The organism is Streptomyces sp. NPDC093544 (genome assembly GCF_040683495.1).
Classification (GTDB): domain Bacteria; phylum Actinomycetota; class Actinomycetes; order Streptomycetales; family Streptomycetaceae; genus Streptomyces.
This window is the reverse complement of the sequence record NZ_JBFBEA010000008.1, coordinates 319,255-336,510: the sequence shown is the minus strand read 5'-3', so window position 1 is coordinate 336,510 and position 17,256 is coordinate 319,255. Positions and strand designations below refer to the sequence as shown.

The 17,256-nt window shown below is 70.7% G+C and carries 13 protein-coding genes and 1 pseudogene; 5 read left to right on the top strand and 9 right to left on the bottom strand.

Annotated features, from left to right (window positions below):
- Positions 1-98: 98 nt before the first annotated feature.
- From AB0N66_RS15040 to AB0N66_RS15030, 3 genes and pseudogenes are all read right to left on the bottom strand, one after another.
- Positions 99-1,115 (bottom strand): hypothetical protein, encoded by a 1,017-nt coding sequence (locus tag AB0N66_RS15040; protein WP_365433595.1) that lies wholly within the window; start codon positions 1,113-1,115, stop codon positions 99-101.
- Between the two features lie 170 nt (positions 1,116-1,285).
- On the bottom strand, positions 1,286-2,437 hold the full coding sequence (locus AB0N66_RS15035) for a homoserine O-acetyltransferase (RefSeq protein WP_365433679.1): 1,152 nt from the start codon (positions 2,435-2,437) through the stop codon (positions 1,286-1,288).
- Positions 2,434-3,309: pseudogene (locus AB0N66_RS15030) on the bottom strand (PLP-dependent transferase); the annotation flags it as partial. The gene AB0N66_RS15035 and the pseudogene AB0N66_RS15030, both read right to left, overlap by 4 nt.
- Between AB0N66_RS15030 and AB0N66_RS15025 the strand changes: the two are divergent.
- The gene (locus AB0N66_RS15025; RefSeq protein ID WP_365433676.1) at positions 3,287-4,162 is read left to right on the top strand and encodes an NtaA/DmoA family FMN-dependent monooxygenase; all 876 of its coding nucleotides are present in this window, start codon (positions 3,287-3,289) and stop codon (positions 4,160-4,162) included. The pseudogene AB0N66_RS15030 and the gene AB0N66_RS15025 overlap by 23 nt on opposite strands.
- Positions 4,163-4,190: 28 nt before the next feature.
- Here AB0N66_RS15025 and AB0N66_RS15020 read toward each other — a convergent pair whose 3' ends face one another.
- From AB0N66_RS15020 to AB0N66_RS14995, 6 genes are all read right to left on the bottom strand, one after another.
- Complete coding sequence (locus AB0N66_RS15020) at positions 4,191-6,149, bottom strand: MFS transporter (RefSeq protein ID WP_365433591.1); 1,959 nt, start codon at positions 6,147-6,149, stop codon at positions 4,191-4,193.
- 120 nt (positions 6,150-6,269) lie between these two features.
- Positions 6,270-6,935, bottom strand: coding sequence for a 2OG-Fe(II) oxygenase (locus AB0N66_RS15015; RefSeq protein WP_365433673.1), 666 nt, complete (start codon positions 6,933-6,935; stop codon positions 6,270-6,272).
- Positions 6,936-7,012: 77 nt separating this feature from the next.
- Positions 7,013-7,531 carry a methylated-DNA--[protein]-cysteine S-methyltransferase gene (locus AB0N66_RS15010; protein WP_365433588.1) on the bottom strand — a complete coding sequence of 173 codons (519 nt, stop codon included), beginning with the start codon at positions 7,529-7,531 and terminating at the stop codon, positions 7,013-7,015.
- A complete protein-coding gene (locus AB0N66_RS15005) occupies positions 7,494-9,110 on the bottom strand; it encodes an AlkA N-terminal domain-containing protein (protein WP_365433585.1) in 1,617 nt (538 codons plus the stop codon). The genes AB0N66_RS15010 and AB0N66_RS15005 overlap by 38 nt, the downstream gene beginning before the upstream one ends.
- Positions 9,111-9,191: 81 nt before the next feature.
- Positions 9,192-11,129, bottom strand: a complete 1,938-nt coding sequence (locus AB0N66_RS15000) for a phosphatase PAP2 family protein (RefSeq protein ID WP_365433581.1) — start codon at positions 11,127-11,129, stop codon at positions 9,192-9,194.
- A 171-nt stretch (positions 11,130-11,300) separates the two neighbouring features.
- Positions 11,301-12,200: a BadF/BadG/BcrA/BcrD ATPase family protein gene (locus AB0N66_RS14995; RefSeq protein ID WP_365433578.1), complete on the bottom strand. Its 900-nt coding sequence runs from the start codon at positions 12,198-12,200 to the stop codon at positions 11,301-11,303.
- 286 nt (positions 12,201-12,486) lie between these two features.
- On the opposite strand from AB0N66_RS14995, the gene AB0N66_RS14990 reads away from it, so the two are divergent.
- The 4 genes from AB0N66_RS14990 to AB0N66_RS14975 all read left to right on the top strand — a co-directional run bounded on the left by AB0N66_RS14990 (position 12,487) and on the right by AB0N66_RS14975 (position 17,256).
- Entirely contained in the window at positions 12,487-13,617 is a 1,131-nt protein-coding gene (locus tag AB0N66_RS14990) for an ROK family transcriptional regulator (protein ID WP_365433575.1), read from the top strand.
- Positions 13,618-13,891: 274 nt separating this feature from the next.
- Positions 13,892-15,223 carry an extracellular solute-binding protein gene (locus AB0N66_RS14985; RefSeq protein WP_365433572.1) on the top strand — a complete coding sequence of 444 codons (1,332 nt, stop codon included), beginning with the start codon at positions 13,892-13,894 and terminating at the stop codon, positions 15,221-15,223.
- 154 nt (positions 15,224-15,377) lie between these two features.
- Positions 15,378-16,355: a sugar ABC transporter permease gene (locus AB0N66_RS14980; protein ID WP_365433569.1), complete on the top strand. Its 978-nt coding sequence runs from the start codon at positions 15,378-15,380 to the stop codon at positions 16,353-16,355.
- A 19-nt stretch (positions 16,356-16,374) separates the two neighbouring features.
- The gene (locus tag AB0N66_RS14975; RefSeq protein ID WP_365433566.1) at positions 16,375-17,256 is read left to right on the top strand and encodes a carbohydrate ABC transporter permease; all 882 of its coding nucleotides are present in this window, start codon (positions 16,375-16,377) and stop codon (positions 17,254-17,256) included.

Here is a 17,256-nt window from a genome sequence, read left to right as displayed (position 1 = left end):
CGGCGCTGCGGGCCGTGGTGGGGCGGCGCTGGTGCCCGGCCCCCCCCCGGGGGTCGGCCCGTCCGCTGGACGGGCCGACGCCGTGCAGAGCCTGCGTTTCAGCTCCCGAGGGCGGCGAGGGCGGGCCGGAAACTCGTGGCTGCGCCGGACACCGGTCGAGGTGTGGTCCAGCCGGAGCCGTTGAACAGACTCCACAAGACCTGCTCGCTCTGCGTCTCCCTCCAGGTCATGTAGGTCGAGCTGCCGTAGACCGCGAGGGCCGGTCCGACATCGGTGGTCGCGTACGGGACGACCTGTGGTGTGGTCCAGACGTCGGGGGAGGACGGGTAGGTCTGGCTCCACCAGATGCGCTGGTCACCCGCGACACCCTTCCACGCCATGTGTACGCCCCCGCCGGGCGGTGCGGCCAGCGCGACCCCCGCGGAGGTGGAGGCGCCGGGGACCGTCCGCGGGACGGTCCAGGTGTTCTGGCCGGTGGAACCGCCCTGGTACTTGTTCCACCAGACCGCCTGGTCGCCCTCCACGCCCTTCCAGGCCATGTAGGGCTCGCCGTAGCCGATCTTCCGGACCGCCAGGGCCGGGCCGAAGCTGGAGCTGGCTCCGGGCACCGCCTGCGGCACGGTCCAGCCGCCGTAATAGCTGTTCCACCAGATCTGCTGGTCTCCCGAGCCGCCCTTCCACGCCATGAAGACACCGGCGTAGGGGGCCAGGGCCGGACCAACGGTGCTCAGGGCACGGGGTACCGGCTGCGCCCCGGACCACGTGTTGCCGTCGAACCAGTTCCACCAGATCCTCTCGTCGCCCGCGACGCCCTTCCATGTCATGAACAGCGGCCCGTTCGCCTGCCCCGCCAGAGCCACTCCGGCGCTGCTCGAGGCGCCGGGGACCGGCTGCGGGGTGCTCCAGCCGCTTCCGCCGTTCTGCAGGCTGTTCCACCAGACCTGCTGGTCACCGGTGACGCCTTTCCACGCCATGAACGTGCTGCCGGCGCCGAGGTCGGCCGCTCCGCTGCCGAGTGCCGTTGCGGGGGACGCGATGCCGGCGAGTCCCACGGCCGCGACGGCTGTCCCGCCCAGACGCAGCATGCTTCTACGGCTCAACGATTCCTGCGACATTGCCAACTCTCCTGTGTGCATAGGGAGAACATCGAACGTGTGCCGGGCCCGTGCTGATCGACTATGGCAGGCGCCAACGTCACGCGGCCAGGACCGTTCCACTGAGCGGGCCAACCGGCGTAACCGATGTCCAGAGAGCCATCGCCACAAGAGCGTCCGGACGGGCCGTCCTAGCCGACGAGCTCGCGTACGAGCGCGGCCACCTGCTCCACTTCGATGAGGAAACCGTCGTGACCGTAGGGGGACTCGATCACCCGAAGGCTGTCCGCCGTGGGGATGCCCGTGGCCAGCTCCGCCTGCTGGGACGTCGGATAGAGGCGGTCGGAGTCGACGCCGGCGACCAGGGTTCTGGCGGTCACCCGGCGCAGCGCGGCGCTCGTTCCACCGCGGCCGCGACCGACGTCGTGACTGTCCATCGACTCAGCCAGCGTGACGTAGCTGCCGGCGTCGAAACGGCGTACCAGCTTGGCGGCGTGGTGGTCGAGGTAGGACTCGACCTGGTACCGGCCCCCGTTCCAGGGGTCCTCGGTGCCCTGCGGTGCGCGGCCGAAGCGGATCCGCAGTTCCGGCTCGCTGCGATAGGTGACGTGGGCGAGACGACGGGCCAGGCCGAGCCCCGAGTGCGGGCCCAGTCCGGGCCCGGCGTCGTGGTAGTCGCCGCCGCGCCAGTACGGGTCGCTCCGGATGGCGTGCAGCTGGATGTTGGCCCAGGCGATCTGCTCCGCGCTCGCCGCGGCCGTCGTGGCGAGCAGCAGAAGTGCGTCCGTGCGCTCGGGATACGACACGGCCCACTCCACGGCACGCATCCCGCCCATGGACCCGCCGATCACCAGGGCCCAGCGGTCGATACCCAGCGCGTCGGCCAAGTCGGCTTCCACCAGGACCTGGTCACGCTGCGTCACATACGGGAAGGCGCTGCCCCAGTGGCGTCCGTCGGGGCGCGGTGCGGCCGGCCCGGTGCTGCCCTGGCAGCCGCCGAGTACGTTCGGCGCGACGACGAACCAGCGGTCCGTGTCGAGCGCGAGGCCTCGACCGATCAGTCCGTTCCACCAGCCGGGCGTCGGGTGACCGGGCTCGGTAGGTCCGCTGACGTGACTGTCGCCGGTGAGCGCGTGCAGCACCAGCACGGCGTTGGAACCGTCCGGCGCCAACCGGCCCCACGTCTCGAACGCCAGCCGCACGCCCGGCAGTTCACCCCCCGCCTCCAGCGGAACCGGCTTCGCCGGCGTGTGCCACTGCCGGCGTCCCGGAGGGTCCCCCTCCCGCCAGGCCCCGGAGGCCGGCGGGAGGGGAACCTCGGAGGGTGTCAGTACGGTGTTCAGGACGCGCCCTTGGCCGCGCGGAAGCCTGCCTCCAGGTCCGCCTTGAGATCGGCGAGGTTCTCGATGCCGACCGACAGCCGCACCAGGCCGGGCGAGGTGCCGGTCGCCGTCAACTGCGCCTCGTCCAGCTGGCTGTGAGTGGTGGACGCCGGATGGATGATGAGGCTGCGTACGTCACCGATGTTGGCGAGATGGCTGAACAGCTCGACGGCGTCGACGAACCGCTTGCCCGCCTCGACACCGTCCCGCAGCTCGAAGGCCAGCACCGCGCCCGCGCCGCGCGGGAGATACCGCTGCCCCGCCTCGTACCAGCGGTTGGACTCAAGTCCCGGATAGTGGACGGCGGCGACCTCGTCACGCTGCTCCAGCCACTCGGCCAGGGCCTGGGCGTTGGAGGAGTGCCGCTCGATGCGCAGGCTGAGCGTCTCCACGCCCTGGAGGAGCAGGAAGGCGGAGTGCGGCGCAATGGCCGGACCGAGGTCGCGCAGCAGTTGCACCCGCAGCTTGATGGCGAAGGCACCGGGACCGAGCGCCGGCCAGTACTGCAGGCCGTGGTAGCTGGGGTCAGGCTCGGTGAAGTCGGGGAAGCGCTCGGTGTGCGCGCCGAAGTCGAAGGTGCCGCCGTCGACGACGACACCCCCGATGGTCGTACCGTGCCCGCCGATGAACTTGGTCGCCGAGTGGACGACGATGTCCGCGCCGTGCTCGATCGGACGCAGCAGGTACGGGGTCGGCACGGTGTTGTCCACGATCAGCGGCACACCCGCCCCGTGGGCCACGTCCGCCACCGCGCGCACATCGAGGACGTTGCCGCGCGGATTGCCCAGCGTCTCGGCGAACAGCGCCTTGGTGTTGGGCCGGATCGCCGCCCGCGCCGAGGAGTTCTACGACGTGGTGGCGGGCCTGTGGGACTCCTTCGAGGACGACGCCTTCCGCCACGACAAGGCGACCGGTGTCTACTTCGACCCGGCCAAGCTGCTCGCGCTCCACCACGAGGGCAAGCACCTGAAGGTCGCCGGGCCCCTCAACATCGCCCGCCCGCCGCAGGGCCGCCCGGTCATCGTGCAGGCCGGCGCCTCCGAAGCGGGCAGGAACCTCGCCTCCCGCATCGCCGAGGTGATCTTCTCCGGCATCAGGGACCTCACCCAGGCGCAGGAGTTCTACGCCGACATCAAGGCACGTGCCGCCGCGCACGGCCGTGACCCGGACCACCTCAAGGTCCTCCCCGCGCTGTCCGTGGTCACCGCGCCGACCGAGTCCGAGGCCCGCGACAAGCTGGCCCGGCTCACCGAACTCCTGCCTCCACAAGTCGCGTTGGCCGACCTCTCGTACTGGCTCGGCGGCTTCGACCTCAGCCCCTACCCCCTGGACGGCCCACTCCCCGAACTCCCGGTCTCCAACCAGTCGCACACCGCACAGCAGCAGATCTACGAGCACGCGCGCCGCGACAACCTCACCATCGGCGACCTCGTCCAGCGCCTCGCCGCCGACGACCGCACCATCACCGGCACTCCGGAACAGATCGCCGACCACATCGAGGAGTGGTTCCAGGGCCGCGCCGCCGACGGTTTCAACGTGACCTTCCCGTATCTGCCGGGCACGCTCTCCGACTTCGCCGACCTGGTGGTACCCGAGCTGCGCCGCCGCGGCCTGTTCCGTACGCAGTACACGGGCACGACCCTGCGTGAGCACCTCGGCCTGCCGCGACCGTCGTGGCGTGGCTGACGGACGTCAGCTGAAGTGCGACAGGCCGTCAACGAGCCAGCGGCTTGAGCGCCTTGGTATAGCAGAAGCAGAACGGGTTGCCGTCGTACGGAGCGTACGGCGGCACCTGCTGCCAGCCCTCCCGCACGTAGAGCGCCTGGGCCTCAGGCTGGAACTCGCCCGTCTGCAGCCACAACCGCTCGATGCCGAGCCCGAGCGCGGAGGACTCCACGGCCGAGAGCGCCTCCTTGGCGAGCCCCCGGCCACGATGATCGGGATGGACGAACACCCGCTTCACCTCGTGACGGTCCGGCAGCCCGCGCAGCGAGGCGGTGGCCACGGGCACCTCGTCCGCGTACGCGACCCAGGTGACGACGATCTCCTCGGCCCTCGGCTGGGGCGGCCGGACGCGGCGGTGGGCAGTCGGGGCGTAGCGCGGGGCGAGCTCGGCGGACATCTGCTCGCGGAGCAGGGCCGGAGACGGCGCGTCCCAGTCCTCGGTCACCCAGCGGACGGTGGTGGTGGGCGGCAGGGTCATGACGGTTCCTTGTGAACGGGTGCGGGCTGAAGGTGTGCGGAAGCCGGAAGCCGGGAGCGGAGGCGGGCCCCGTCGGCCCGTGAGGCGAGGACGCAGCAGCGACAGCGCGACGGCCACGGTGAGCAGACCCGCACAGAGAAGCGTCGCGTGGGCGAAAGCCGTACGGGGTACGCCCGTTGCTCCTGACGAGCCGCGCAGATAACTTCCCGAGACGGCGCTGAGGGCGACGGCCGCGGCGATGCGCTGGGCCATCTGCAGAATGCCGCCGGCCACTCCGGCGGCCTCGGCCGGGGCGTGCTCGAGGACCTGCGCCTGGTTCGGGGAGATGGTGAGGCCGGCGGCGGCGCCCGAGAGCAGTTGAACGGCGGCGAGCACCAGAGGGAGCGCGGTGCGCGGGGCGGTGACGGCGGCTGCCGCTCCGGCGAGCAGGGCGAGGATCCCGAGGCCGAGGCCGGCCGTGACGGTGTGCGGTCCCAGGCGGCGCACCACCCGCCAGGCGCCGGCCGAGGCGACTCCCATGGCTACCGCCGACGGGAGCGTCACCGCCGCGGCGGTGAGCGCGGAGAGGCCGAGACCACTTTGCAGGAACATGGTCAGGACCAGTGTCGCGGCCAGCGAGGACCCGAAGCTGGCCATCGCGATGCCTGTCCCGAGCGTGTACGGGAGCGAACGCGCGAGCGCCGGATGCACCAGCGGCGCTCGCCCGGCCCGTACCCGCAGTCGCTGCCCCACCACGAAACAGCTTGCCAGGACGACTGCGGCGCCGGCCCACAGCGCGGCCCCCCGGCCGCTGCCCGGTGTGCTGATGAACGGCAGCATCAGCGCCAGGGTCAGCGCACCCGCCCACATCAGCCCCCACCAGTCGAGCCGACTCCGCCTGCCGGTCCGTCGTGCCGCCGGGAGCCGGCGGAACGCGAGCCAGAGGGTGAGCAGCCCGCAGGGCGTGTTGAGGAGCAGGCACAGCCGCCACCCGAGTTCCGGGCCGAAGGCCGCGACCAGGGCGCCGCCGAGGGCCGGTCCGAGCGCGGCGGCGACACCGCCGGTGACCGCGTACAGCCCCAGGGCGCGGGCCCGGTCCAGGCCGCTGAAGACGTCCTGAAGGGTGCCGATGACCTGGGAGTTGACCAGGCCGGCGCCGGCGCCCTGCACCAGTCGCGCGACGATCACCATGTCCGGCCGCCCACCGGTGGCGGCGACCACGCCGCTCAGCACGAAGGTCGAGAGCCCCACCAGGAACAGACCTTTGCGGCCGCGTACGTCACCCAGGCTGCCGCCGGGAACCAGCATCAGACCGAAGGTGAGCGAGTACCCGGCGACGATCCACTGCACATCGGTGGGACTGGCCTCCAGCGACTGACGCAGCGCAGGCACCGCGATGTTCAGGACCGACTGGTCGAGCAGAGTCGTCACCCCTGCCGCCATGCACACCAGCAGCACCCGCCGGGCGGCACGATCTTCTCCCGGGAGCATGCGCACATGGTCACACCGGCGGTCGGTCCGTGTCTTGGGCTACGACTGCTTGTTCGCAGAACAGAAACACCGCGTTCGCAAGCCGGGAGCCGGGCATCGCGACCAGGTCGAAAGGTGGTGTCACGCGGCGTCGTGGAAGACGAGGCCCAGCGTGTGGCGGTGCCCGGAGCGGACCGTGCTCACCCCGTGCCGCATCGGGCCGCTCGACCACCCGCGCCGGGAGGCCACCGGCCGATCTCGGGTCGTGAAGATCAGACCGTGTCCCTGCGGCAGGGTCGTGGCGGAACCCCGTGACTGCGCACGCGGGCGCTGCTCGGTCATGAGGAACTCGCCGCCGGTGAAGTCGATTCCGGGAGCGTCGAGACCGACGACGACCTGGAGCGGGAAGAGCATCGTGCCGAACACATCGCGGTGCAGGGCGTTCCAGTCGCCGGGCCCGTAACGCAGCAGGATCTGGGCCGACTTGGCCTGCCCGGCCGCATGGCACATCGCCACCCACTCCTCCAGGCTGTCGGGCCAGGGCGCGGGCTGCCCGAGCCTGCCGGCCCAGTCGCGGGCGATCGGCAGCAGGCGAGGGTAGAACGCCGCGCGCAACTCCCGCACCACAGCGGGCAGTTCGTGGGTGAAGTAGCGGTACTGGCCGGAGCCGAAGCGGTGACGGGCCATGTCGACGGTCGTACGGAAACGGGCGGTGTCGTCGTACAGGGCGGTGATCTCGTGACACTCGTCGGGGGTCAGCAGTCGGCCGGTGAGCGCGCTGCCGTGCTCGTCGAGCTCGGCGGCCAGAGAGTTCCAGTCACCGGTCCCGACCCGGTCGGCAAGGTGGCCGACCGGGTGGGTTGCCGCCGCCCGCGTAGAGCCGATCACGGCGACAGAGCAGTGGTCGGGCGCACGTTCTCCAGCTCCAGGAGCCGTTGCTTCCGGTCCAGGCCGCCCGCGTAGCCGGTGAGGGTGCCGTTCGCGCCGATCACGCGGTGGCAGGGGCGCACGACGAGCAGCGGATTCGCGCCGATCGCGGTGCCCACGGCACGCACCGCGGCCCTCGACGCGCCGATCTGCGCGGCGATGTCGCCGTAGCTGAGGGTGGTCCCGTACGGAATGACCTCCAGGGCCTTCCACACCCGTTGCTGGAACTCGCTGCCACCGCTGACGTATTCGATGTCGAAGTGCGTCAGTCTGCCCTCGAAATAGGAGCGCAGCTGGGAGACGATCTCCGTGAACGCGTCCGGGTCCTCGACCCAGCCGTCCAGGACGACGGCGCCGGATTTCTGGCCGGGCATCGACAGCGAGGCGAGCGCCGTGCCGCCCTTCGCCGTCGCCGACTCCTCGCCCACGAGCAGGAGTTCACCCAGCGGGCTGTCGATCGTCGTGTGGACCGTCATCAGTCATGTCCTCTCTTGCGTGTCCGTTCATCTCTGTCACCTCCAACAATGAGGTGTTCCGAGCGCGGGCGCTGGCGGGATTCGGACGTCTCGCTTCGGCAGGTCGGCGCCGGTCGGCGGCAGCGTTCCAGAAGTGGTGCATGGCGTACGTGCGCCAGGGCCGCCAGGCTTCGGCGTCGACCGGCTCGGCGCCCGCCCGGCGCATCCCGGCCTGGATGGCCACGTCGCCGGTGAGTAGTACGTCCGGGTCGCCCAGGGCGCGCATCCGGATGTAGCCGGCGGTCCAGGGGCCGACGCCACGCAGATCGAGCAGTGCCTTCTCGGCCTCGTCGCGGTCGGCGCCGGCGTCGAGGCTCACGGTGACGTCGGCGAGCGCGCGGGCGACCGTGCGCAGGGTGTCGCGGCGCGCGTCGGGCATGCCGAGCTCGTCGAGCGATGCCTCCGCGAGGTCGTCGGCGGTGGGGAAGACATGCGTGAGCCCACCACTGGGCACCGTGAGGGGCTGCCCGTACGCGGCGACCAGGGCGCTGCCGAGCTTCCGCCCGGCGGCCACGGAGACCTGCTGGCCCAGCACCGCGCGGACGGCGAGTTCGTGCGGATCGGCGGAGCCCGGGGCGCGCAGTCCCGGCCGCAGCGCGACCAGCGGCGCGAGCGCGGCAGCGGAGCCCAGCCGCTCGCCGACCGCGTACGGGTCGGCGTCCAGGTCGAAGAGGCGCCGGATCCGCTGGGTGGCCGTGGTCAGGTCGCGCAGATCGCCGAGGTGCAGATGGCAGGTGAGCCAGCCGCCCTCGCCGAGCACCTCGGCGACCTCCGCGACACCGGTGCCGTGGGGGAGGTGGAGGGTGCGCCGGTATGTCCGTCCGCCGCGTTCGCCGGTGAGTTCCTCGACGCCGGTGACGGCCCGTGCGCCGAGGTAGTCGAAGACCTCGGCGGCCGCGTACGGGCCGCGGTGGGCGAGCCGCAGCGGCACCCCGCCCGCCCCGTTCGTCGTACCGACAGATCCGTAGCGTGAGGACCGGCCCGGTTTCGCCGCGCGCAGCTCGCTGGGGGTGACGGCGTAGATCTCCCGGACGGTGTCGTTGAACTGCCGCACGCTGGCGAACCCGGCCGCGAAGGCGATCTCCGCGGCGTGCAGAGTCGTGGTCTGGAGCAGGATTCGCGCGGTGTGGGCCCGCTGTGCCCGGGCGAGCGCGATCGGTCCCGCACCCACCTCGGCGTTCAGCTGTCGCTGCACCTGTCGGGCGCTGTAGCCCAGGCGCGCGGCGAGCCCGGCGACGCCCTCACGGTCCACGACACCGTCACCGATCAGCCGCATGGCACGGCCGACCGCGTCCGCGCGGACGTTCCACTCGGCCGAGCCGGGCACCGCGTCGGGGCGGCAGCGGCGGCAGGCCCGGAATCCGGAGCCCTGCGCGGCGGCCGCGGTCGGGAAGAAGCGCACGTTCTGCCGCTTGGGTGTGGTCGCCGGGCAACTGGGGCGGCAGTAGATCCCGGTCGTGGACACGGCGAAGAAGAACTCGCCGTCGAACCTGGCATCGCGGCTGCACACCGCCTCGTACCTGCTGTCGTCGGTCGTCACCCTTCCACTGTGGGCCGGGACACGGCGTCGCGCTGGCGGAAAACGGACATCACGCTCGGCGTCCCGGCCAGCTCCCGGAGATCAGCGCCCGGTCAGCCGTACGGACAGGCCCTTCGCCGTGTACACGGGCACCGCCCGGTACCCGTCCGCCTGAACGGTGACGCGACCGAACCGGCCCCGCAGCGAAGGCGCCGCGATCACCGCAATCGTGGTGTCGGCAGTCGGCGGTCGGGACGCGTCCAGCCGGAGCGAGAGCACGGTCTCGGCGCCGAGCAGGACCCGCCGGTCCACCGTGAGCGCGGGGGTGTGCCCGGCGCGGAGCGTCACGTCCAGCGTCGCGCCGGAGGCCTGCGTGTAGCAGCCGCGCACACGTGCCGCCGTGGTCGCGCGGAGCGTGCCGCCCTGCACGCGGACGTCGCCGTACCCCAGCGCGCCCGCGGAACCGGCGGTCAGCGTGCCCTCCTCCAACACCGTCCCGCCCGTATACCGGTTGGCTCCCGTCAGGGTCAGCGAGCCGCTGCCGCGCTTGACGAGGCCCCCGCGGCCGGAGATGTCGTTGCGCCAGGTGTCGGCGGCGCCGAAGCCTCCGTCGGCCGCGTCGAGGGTGACGGTAACGTCGGAGTCGAAGGCCCCGTACCCGTCGGCGGCGGCGAAGAGGTTGAGGCGCCCCCACTGCTCGTCCTCGTCGAGCAGGACGTACCCGGACGGCAGGGCAGTCGTACGGAGCACTTCGCGGCGCTGGGCCGCGTTCAGGTAGGGGAGCCGTGTCTCCAGCAGGACTTCGGCGCCCTTGGGCACGGTGATGTCCGCGGAGCGGCCGTGCCGGGTCAGGACGTACGTCAGACGCGGCGTGAGCGCGCGGGAGTTGGCGGACCGGTCGGCGTACGGATCGGTGTCGACGTCCAAGGAGTGGGCGTAGGCGTACAGCGTGTCCGCCGTCGTACCGGTCTGCTGCTGGAAGTACGCCGCGGCCTGAGCGCGTGCCGCGGCCTTGAGGTCCGTGTACTGCGGGTCGGCCAGTGTGGCGGCGGCCAGCGCCGTGGCCATGGTCCGGCCGCCGATGACGTCGACGGTGGAGTGCATACCCGCCATGATCCGGGTGTGGCTCAGCTCGGCGGCACGTGTCACCAGCTCCTGGAACCGTTCCGGCACGGCGTACGCGAAGGCCAGGGCCGCCAGGTAGAAGGCGTTGGTGTGCCCGCTGGGGAAGCCGCCGTCGTCCACCGGGGAGGTGCTGCGCTGCCGCAACAGCTGGGTGGCGACGACGACATCCGAGTCATAGACCGGGTAGCCGAGCGCGTCCTTCACGCCGGTGTCGACGACCTCGCTGTCCTCGTTCATACGCCACGGACGCGGGTACTGGAACGCGTACTTGCCGGGGTTGCCGGAGGCGTACGGTCCGCGCACGGTGTCGACCAGCCTGGCGACCTGGCCGAGCGCCGAGCCGTAGGAGCCCGCGCCGAGCGCGGAACCGGCAGGGGCGTCGGCCGGCACGGCGTCGCTGATCGTGGTGGCGGGGGTGGTGTCCGGCGCGCTGGTGATCGACGTGACCGCCTTGGCACCCGCCTTGTAGAGGTCGGCCAACGGACCAAGCGCGGCGATCATCGCGTAACTCTGGTGCTGACGGTCGTAGATGAATGCTTCCTTCGCCTGCCCCTCCGTCCGCGCCGCCGTGATCCGGGCGCAGTAGCGCATGTTGGCGCGCAATACCTCGGGCCTGAGCGGCTTGCCGGTGTTCCAGGTGTCGCCCGTCTTCCACACCTCGGTCATGCCGCCGAGGATCCGGACCACGGCGTTGGTCTCGGGCGTCAGGTTCGTCAGGACGTTCGACTTGTAGTCGTCCACGAAGGCGACGGCAGAAGTGTTGGCCTTCGCGTCCGCAGCGGTGAGCCAGGTGGCCAGGGTGGGCGCGGCCACCAGGCCGGCCGTGGCACCCAGGGAGGTCTTGAGGAATCCGCGTCGGTTCACGGCGCGTTCGGTGAGCGATGCGGGGGACTGCTTCCCGGCGGAGGACGGCATGGGCTGCCTCTCTTGAGTTCTTCGGCCCTGCGGCCGGCGAGTGGGTGCGATCGGTGCCGGCTCGTGGGCGCCGGGTGACACAGGTGTGCTGAACGCGCTTGCTGGGGCGTGCCGGTGAAGAACTACTGCCGAGGAATGTCGGAGCGGAGGAGCCTCGACGACCAGCACATGTCAGACGAGTGAACGGGCCAGCGTGACGGCTCCCTCGACCGGCGGCACCCGCAGGGGCCTCGGCCGAGCGGTCGGGACGGCGGTCGCCAAGGACGCCACGAACGCCTCGTACAGCGACGGTTGGGCGAGGACGGTGCTGCCCGCGACCACGACGTCGTCGACGGTCACGCCGCGTGCGGCGAGCCGTGCGACGAGCGCGGCCAGTGCCCGCCCGCCTTCGGCGATCACCGTGCGGGCGAGGAACGAACCGGCCTCTGCGGCCGCGAACACGGCCGGCGCGTGGCGGCCCCACTCGGCGGAGATGTCCGTGGCGCGCTCAAGGGCCGCGCAGAGCAAGGGGACTTCGGGGACGTCGAACGCGGACAGCAGGCCGAGCGCGAGCGCGTCGGGCTCCTCGCCGAGGTCGTGCGCCGCCCATAGGGCCCGTACCGACTCGCGGACGAGGCCGGCCGCGCCGCCCTCATCACCCAGTACCGCGCCCCAGCCACCGACTTGGACGGGACTGCCGTCGGCGAGCAGGCCCACCGCCACGGAACCGGTGCCCGCGACCAGCCCCACACCCTTGTCCAGGCCCGCGGCGGGGACGAGGAGTTGGGCGTCGCGGACGACCAGCGCGGGCGCGTCGAGGTGGAGTTGGAGAGCGGTGCGTATCTGCGCGCACTGGTGCGGGGTCTCGCAGTCGTGTCCGCCGACGGCGAGCGCGGAGGGGCGCAGGCCCGCCGGAAGGGTGTCGGTGAGCAGCGCGGCCAGCCATCCGGCGGCGGCCACGGGGTCGTGCGGCCGCCAGCCGTCGCTCGCGCGGACGCGGTCGGCCACGAGGGTGTCACCCGAGAGCGCGCGGAGATGCGTCTTGGTGCCGCCCACGTCGATACCGACGACCAGGGCTGCGGATTCCTGCACGGATCCTCTTTCGTCGTTGCGCGGTGCTGCGACGGCGGGCGAACCGTGCCTGGAGGAAGAGAAGCGAAGGAACTAAGGAAGCCTCGGGACAGGCCTCTGGTCGAACACGGCAGGCGCGTACCGTGACGTTCGTTAGGAAGTTAACTAACGAAGTACAGTGCGTCAAGAGGTGTTGCCCACTGGACCGCCAGGCGCGGAGAGTGCGTGACGCCGGTGCCTTCCAACGCCGCATCCGGTCGACCCGGTATCGCGGCCCGTGACCTGTGGGGGAACTGTGGAACTCGATGTGGCGAAGGCCCCCCGGCTGACCGAGAGCGCGAGCGCCGTGTTCGCGGTGCTGGCCCAGGCGGGCACCGCGACCCGGCCGCAACTCGCGAGCCTGGCGGGCCTGTCCAAACCGACGGTGTCCTCCGCCGTCGCGGAACTGGAGGGCGCCCGGCTCGCCGCGCACTCCGGCACGACCTCCAGCGGCACCGGTCGCAACGCCGCCGTGTACCGGATCGGGCCGGCCGCCGGCACAGTGCTTGCCGTCGATCTCGGCCCCGCCCTGACCCGGGTCCGTGGCTGCGGCCTGGACGGCACCCTGCTCGCCGAGGCGACCGGCTCACGCGCGGACGCCGTGGACGTCGTCCGTGAGGCCCTCGCGGTGCTCGGGCCGCACGCGCCGCTGCGCACCATCGTCGTCGCGGTCGGCGATGTCACCCCGCCGGAACGGGAGGGTGACGGAACACGGCCCGCGACCGACAAGGCCGGGCCGGTCTTCGACGCCGTGGCCGTGGCGCTGCCGCCCGGCGTTCCCGTGCACCTGGAGAACAACGTCAACTGCGCCGCGCTCGCCGAACTCCACGAGGGCGCCGCCCGAGGCCGCCACACCTTTGGCTATCTGCGGGTCGGCGTCGGTATCGGCCTCGGTGTCGTGATCGGCGGCCACGTGCTGCGCGGCGCGAACGGAGCCGCTGGTGAGCTCGCCCGGCTGCCCTACCCGTGGGACGACGGCCCCGATCCGCGCCATGAGGCCCTGGAGGAGTACATGGGCGCCCGCTCCCTGCTGCGACGGGCTGCCCAGGCCTGGCAGGACACCGACGGGCCGTGCCCGCGAACCATCGAGCGGCTCTTCGCCCTCGCAGGTGAGGGCAGACCCACGGCCCGCACGGTCGTCGACCGCCATGCCGTCGACGTCGGCCGGCTCGCCGCCGCCGTGACCGCCGTACTGGACCCGGGGCTGCTCGTACTCGGCGGCACAGGCACGGATCCGCAGCTCCTGCCCGGTGTGCGCGCCGAGTTGGCCAGGCTCAGCTGGCCCACCGAGGTGATCAGCAGCACCGTCGGAGACCTGGGCACGGTCGTGGGCGCCGCCCGGCTCGCGGTCGCCCGGGGAGTCCGAACCGTGACCGATGCCGCGCGGACGAAGGATTGACGGGTTCCGGCTCGGTCTGCCAATGTCCGGACAAGCGCTTTCTAGGTCGGCCGGGACGTCGACCTGGGGTGAGCGTCCCGCCCGTGCAGCAAGAGGCACGGCAGCCACGCGAGGGCGTGCTCGTGTGACGACGGCCATGGCGGCCGGGGATCCCCACCCATCAGGATGGCGCGGCCGGGCGAGGCCGCGCTGCGGAAGGTGCCATTCCGAGCAGAGGTAGCCCGTGCCGTTCGACCGGCCGGGAATTCCGTCACGCATCTCCAAGGAGGACCCGGTGGGTCACCAGATCTCGCGCAGAACCCTCTTCCGCACCGCGAGCGGGCTCGCCGTCGCCGGCGCGCTCGGCAGTACGCTCAGCGCCTGCTCCGGAGGAACCGGCGCAGGTTCCACCAGCGCCAAGCTGACCATGACCTGGTGGGGCAGCGACGACCGGCACAACGCCTACAAGAAGGCGCTCGGCACCTTCCAGAAGTCGAACCCGAAGATCAAGATCCAGGAGACCTACTCCGGATACGACGGGTACTTCGACAAGTTCAACACCAACATCGCCGGCGGCAGCGCCCCCGACCTGCTGCAGATGGACACCGCGCTGGTCGCCCAGTACGCCCGCAAGGGTGTCCTCGCCCCGCTCGACTCCTACGTCGGCAACAGCCTGGACCTGACCGGCTTCGCCAAGACGCTCCTCGCGGCCGGCACGGTCGACGGCAAGCTGTACGGCGTCCCGTCCGGCATCGGCGTCAACCAGCTCACCGTCAACCGCTCCGGCCTGGAGGACCTGGGTCTGAAGCTGCCGGACCCCGAGTGGACGTGGGCCGATCTGAAGAAGATCTCCCAGGACGTCTACAAAAAGAGCGGCGGCAAGATGTACGGCGTCGACGACGTCGGTGGCGGCGCCCTCCAGGCCTTCGAGATCTTCGCCCGTGAGAAGGGCGAGACCTTCTTCTCCGACGACGGCAAGAAGCTCGGCTTCACCTCCGCCACCCTCCAGGAGTGGTGGGAGTACTGGGCCGAGATGCGCAAGGTCAACGCCTCCCCGCCGCCGGCGATCACTTCCGCCGCGCACAACGACCTCACCAAGAACGCGGTCGTCATCGGCAAGGCCCTGTTCACCTTCGACTCCGGTGTCTACGGCGCGGGCGGCTCCATCACCGACGCGCAGCTGGATTTCCTGCCCACCCCGCAGGGCGACTGGTCAGGCGCTCGCGAGGGCAACTTCGTCAACGGCGGTGTGCTGCTGAGCGCCACCAAGGCCAGCAAGAAGGTGGCCGACTCCGCGAAGATCATGTCGTTCTTCGCGCAGGACGAAACGGCGATCAAGGACATGCAGCTGCTGCGTGGCATCCCGCCGACGGAGAAGGCACGCAACCTGATCGCCTCGGACCTGACCGAGACGGACAAGCTGAACATGGCGAACGCCGACTACATCTCCCAGCGCGTCGGCAAGGCGACCAACGCCCTGCCTGCCCCTGTCCCCCCGCCGCAGGGCGCCGACCAGATCTGGGACCTGCTGTTCCAGTCGAACCTCGCCGTCGCCTTCGGCAAGAAGTCGATCAAGGCCCAGCTGGGCGAGTTCTTCGACCAGGCACCGGGAATCCTGGGCGCGTAGGCGCTCCGCTGGAATTCTTGCGCGTCGTCTGCGGGTCCGTCGTGGCTGGTCGCGCAGTTCCCGCGCCCCTTCGGGACCGCGCCGGACTTCGCCGGACCCGCTCAGGCCTCGCCGCCGCACCATCGAACACCGGGAGAGGGCCAGGGAGATGAGTATGACCACCGCGAAGACCGACGAGGTCGTGAAGGAGCCGCCGGCTCCGGTGACCCCGTCCGACCAGCGGGAGCGCGACCGTATGCGCCGCCGCCTCGCCAGACGGCGGGGCGGGGGCTGGTGGCCGTACGCCTTTCTGGCCCCCTGGTTCATCGGCCTGTTCGGGTTGACGATCTACCCGATGCTGGACTCGCTGTATCTGTCGTTCACCAACTTCGACCTGCTGACGCCCCCGCAGTGGACCGGCACCGACAACTACGAGCGCATGTTCACCGAAGACCCGGTCTTCTGGGACTCGGTGCACGCCACGCTCGTGTACGTCGTGGTCTCCGTGCCGCTGAAGCTGGCGCTCGCGCTCGGTGTGGCCATGCTGCTCAACCGCGACCTGAAGGGCATCGGGCTCTACCGGGCCGCCTTCTATCTGCCGTCGCTGCTCGGCGGCGCGGTGGCCATCGCCATCGTGTGGCGGCAGGTCTTCGGCGGCGACGGCCTCTTCAACGACTTCCTCGGCTGGTTCGGCATCAAGGGCCAGGACTGGATCTCCAGCCCCGACACCGCGCTCTACACGCTCGTCCTGCTCGCCGTCTGGCAGTTCGGCACCCCTATGGTCATCTTCCTCGCCGGCCTGAAGCAGCTGCCGAAGGACGTGTACGAGGCGGCCGCGATCGACGGCGCCTCACCCGTCACCCGGTTCTTCAAGATCACCCTGCCGTTGCTGACGCCGATCGTGTTCTTCAACGTCGTGCTGCAGATCATCGACGCGTTCAAGACGTTCACGCCTGCCTTCGTGGTCAGCAACGGCTCGGGCGGACCGCTCAACTCGACGATGCTGTACTCCCTTTACCTGTACAAGAAGGGCTTCACCGACCTGCAGATGGGGTACGCCTCGGCGCTGGCCTGGGTGTTGTTCCTCGTCATCGCCGGCTTCACGGCGGTCAACTTCATCGCCAGCCGCTACTGGGTCCACTACGACGACTGAGCGAGGAGTCCTTCACCTCATGTCCGCCATCACCCCGAACGACGCGTCGCCACTGCGGAAGCTCCGCTCGCTCACCGGCGCCCGCCGCATCTACACCCACACCCTGCTCATCGGCGTCGCGGTCGTCATGCTGTACCCACTGCTGTGGATGCTCAGCAGCTCCCTCAAGCCCGACACCGAGATCTTCACCCACCCCGGGCTCATCCCCAACGCGCTGCGCCCGGAGAACTACTCCGAAGGCTGGAGCGGCTCGGGCAACTCCTTCTCCCTCTACATCACCAACTCGCTGATCGTCACGATCGGCGCGGTGATCGGCAACGTCATCTCCTGCTCGCTGGCCGCCTACGCCTTCGCGCGCTTCGAGTTCCGCGGCAAGAAGATCTGGTTCGGCCTGATGCTCGGCACGCTGATGCTGCCCACGCAGGCCGTCCTGATCCCGCAGTACACGATCTTCTACAACCTGACCTGGATCAACACGTATCTGCCGCTCATCGTGCCGAAGTTCCTGGCCACGGACGCGTTCTTCATCTTCCTGATGGTCCAGTTCATCCGCTCCATCCCGCGCGAGCTGGACCAGGCGGCCATGATGGACGGCGCCAACCCCCTGCAGATCTACTGGAAGATCATCCTGCCGCTGATGAAGCCGGCCCTGATCACCACCACGATCTTCACGTTCATCTGGACGTACGACGACTTCCTGCACCAGCTCGTCTATCTCCAGCAGAACGACAAGTTCACCGTCCCGCTCGGCCTGACCCTGTTCATGGATCAGACCAGCGGTTCCTCGTACGGCGCGATGTTCGCCATGTCGACACTCGCCCTCCTGCCCACGCTCATCTGCTTCCTCATCTTCCAGAAGAGGCTGGTTGAAGGCCTGGCGACCTCCGGCATGAAGGGCTGA

What these genes read in the sequence shown, in the direction of transcription:
- AB0N66_RS15040 (WP_365433595.1), bottom strand. Translation starts at nt 1,115, where the DNA reads ATGTCGCAGGAATCGTTGAGCCGTAGAAGCATGCTGCGTCTGGGCGGG.
- AB0N66_RS15020 (WP_365433591.1), bottom strand. Translation starts at nt 6,149, where the DNA reads ATGCTCCCGGGAGAAGATCGTGCCGCCCGGCGGGTGCTGCTGGTGTGC.
- AB0N66_RS15010 (WP_365433588.1), bottom strand. Translation starts at nt 7,531, where the DNA reads ATGACGGTCCACACGACGATCGACAGCCCGCTGGGTGAACTCCTGCTC.
- AB0N66_RS15000 (WP_365433581.1), bottom strand. Translation starts at nt 11,129, where the DNA reads ATGCCGTCCTCCGCCGGGAAGCAGTCCCCCGCATCGCTCACCGAACGC.
- AB0N66_RS14980 (WP_365433569.1), top strand. Translation starts at nt 15,378, where the DNA reads ATGACCACCGCGAAGACCGACGAGGTCGTGAAGGAGCCGCCGGCTCCG.
- AB0N66_RS14975 (WP_365433566.1), top strand. Translation starts at nt 16,375, where the DNA reads ATGTCCGCCATCACCCCGAACGACGCGTCGCCACTGCGGAAGCTCCGC.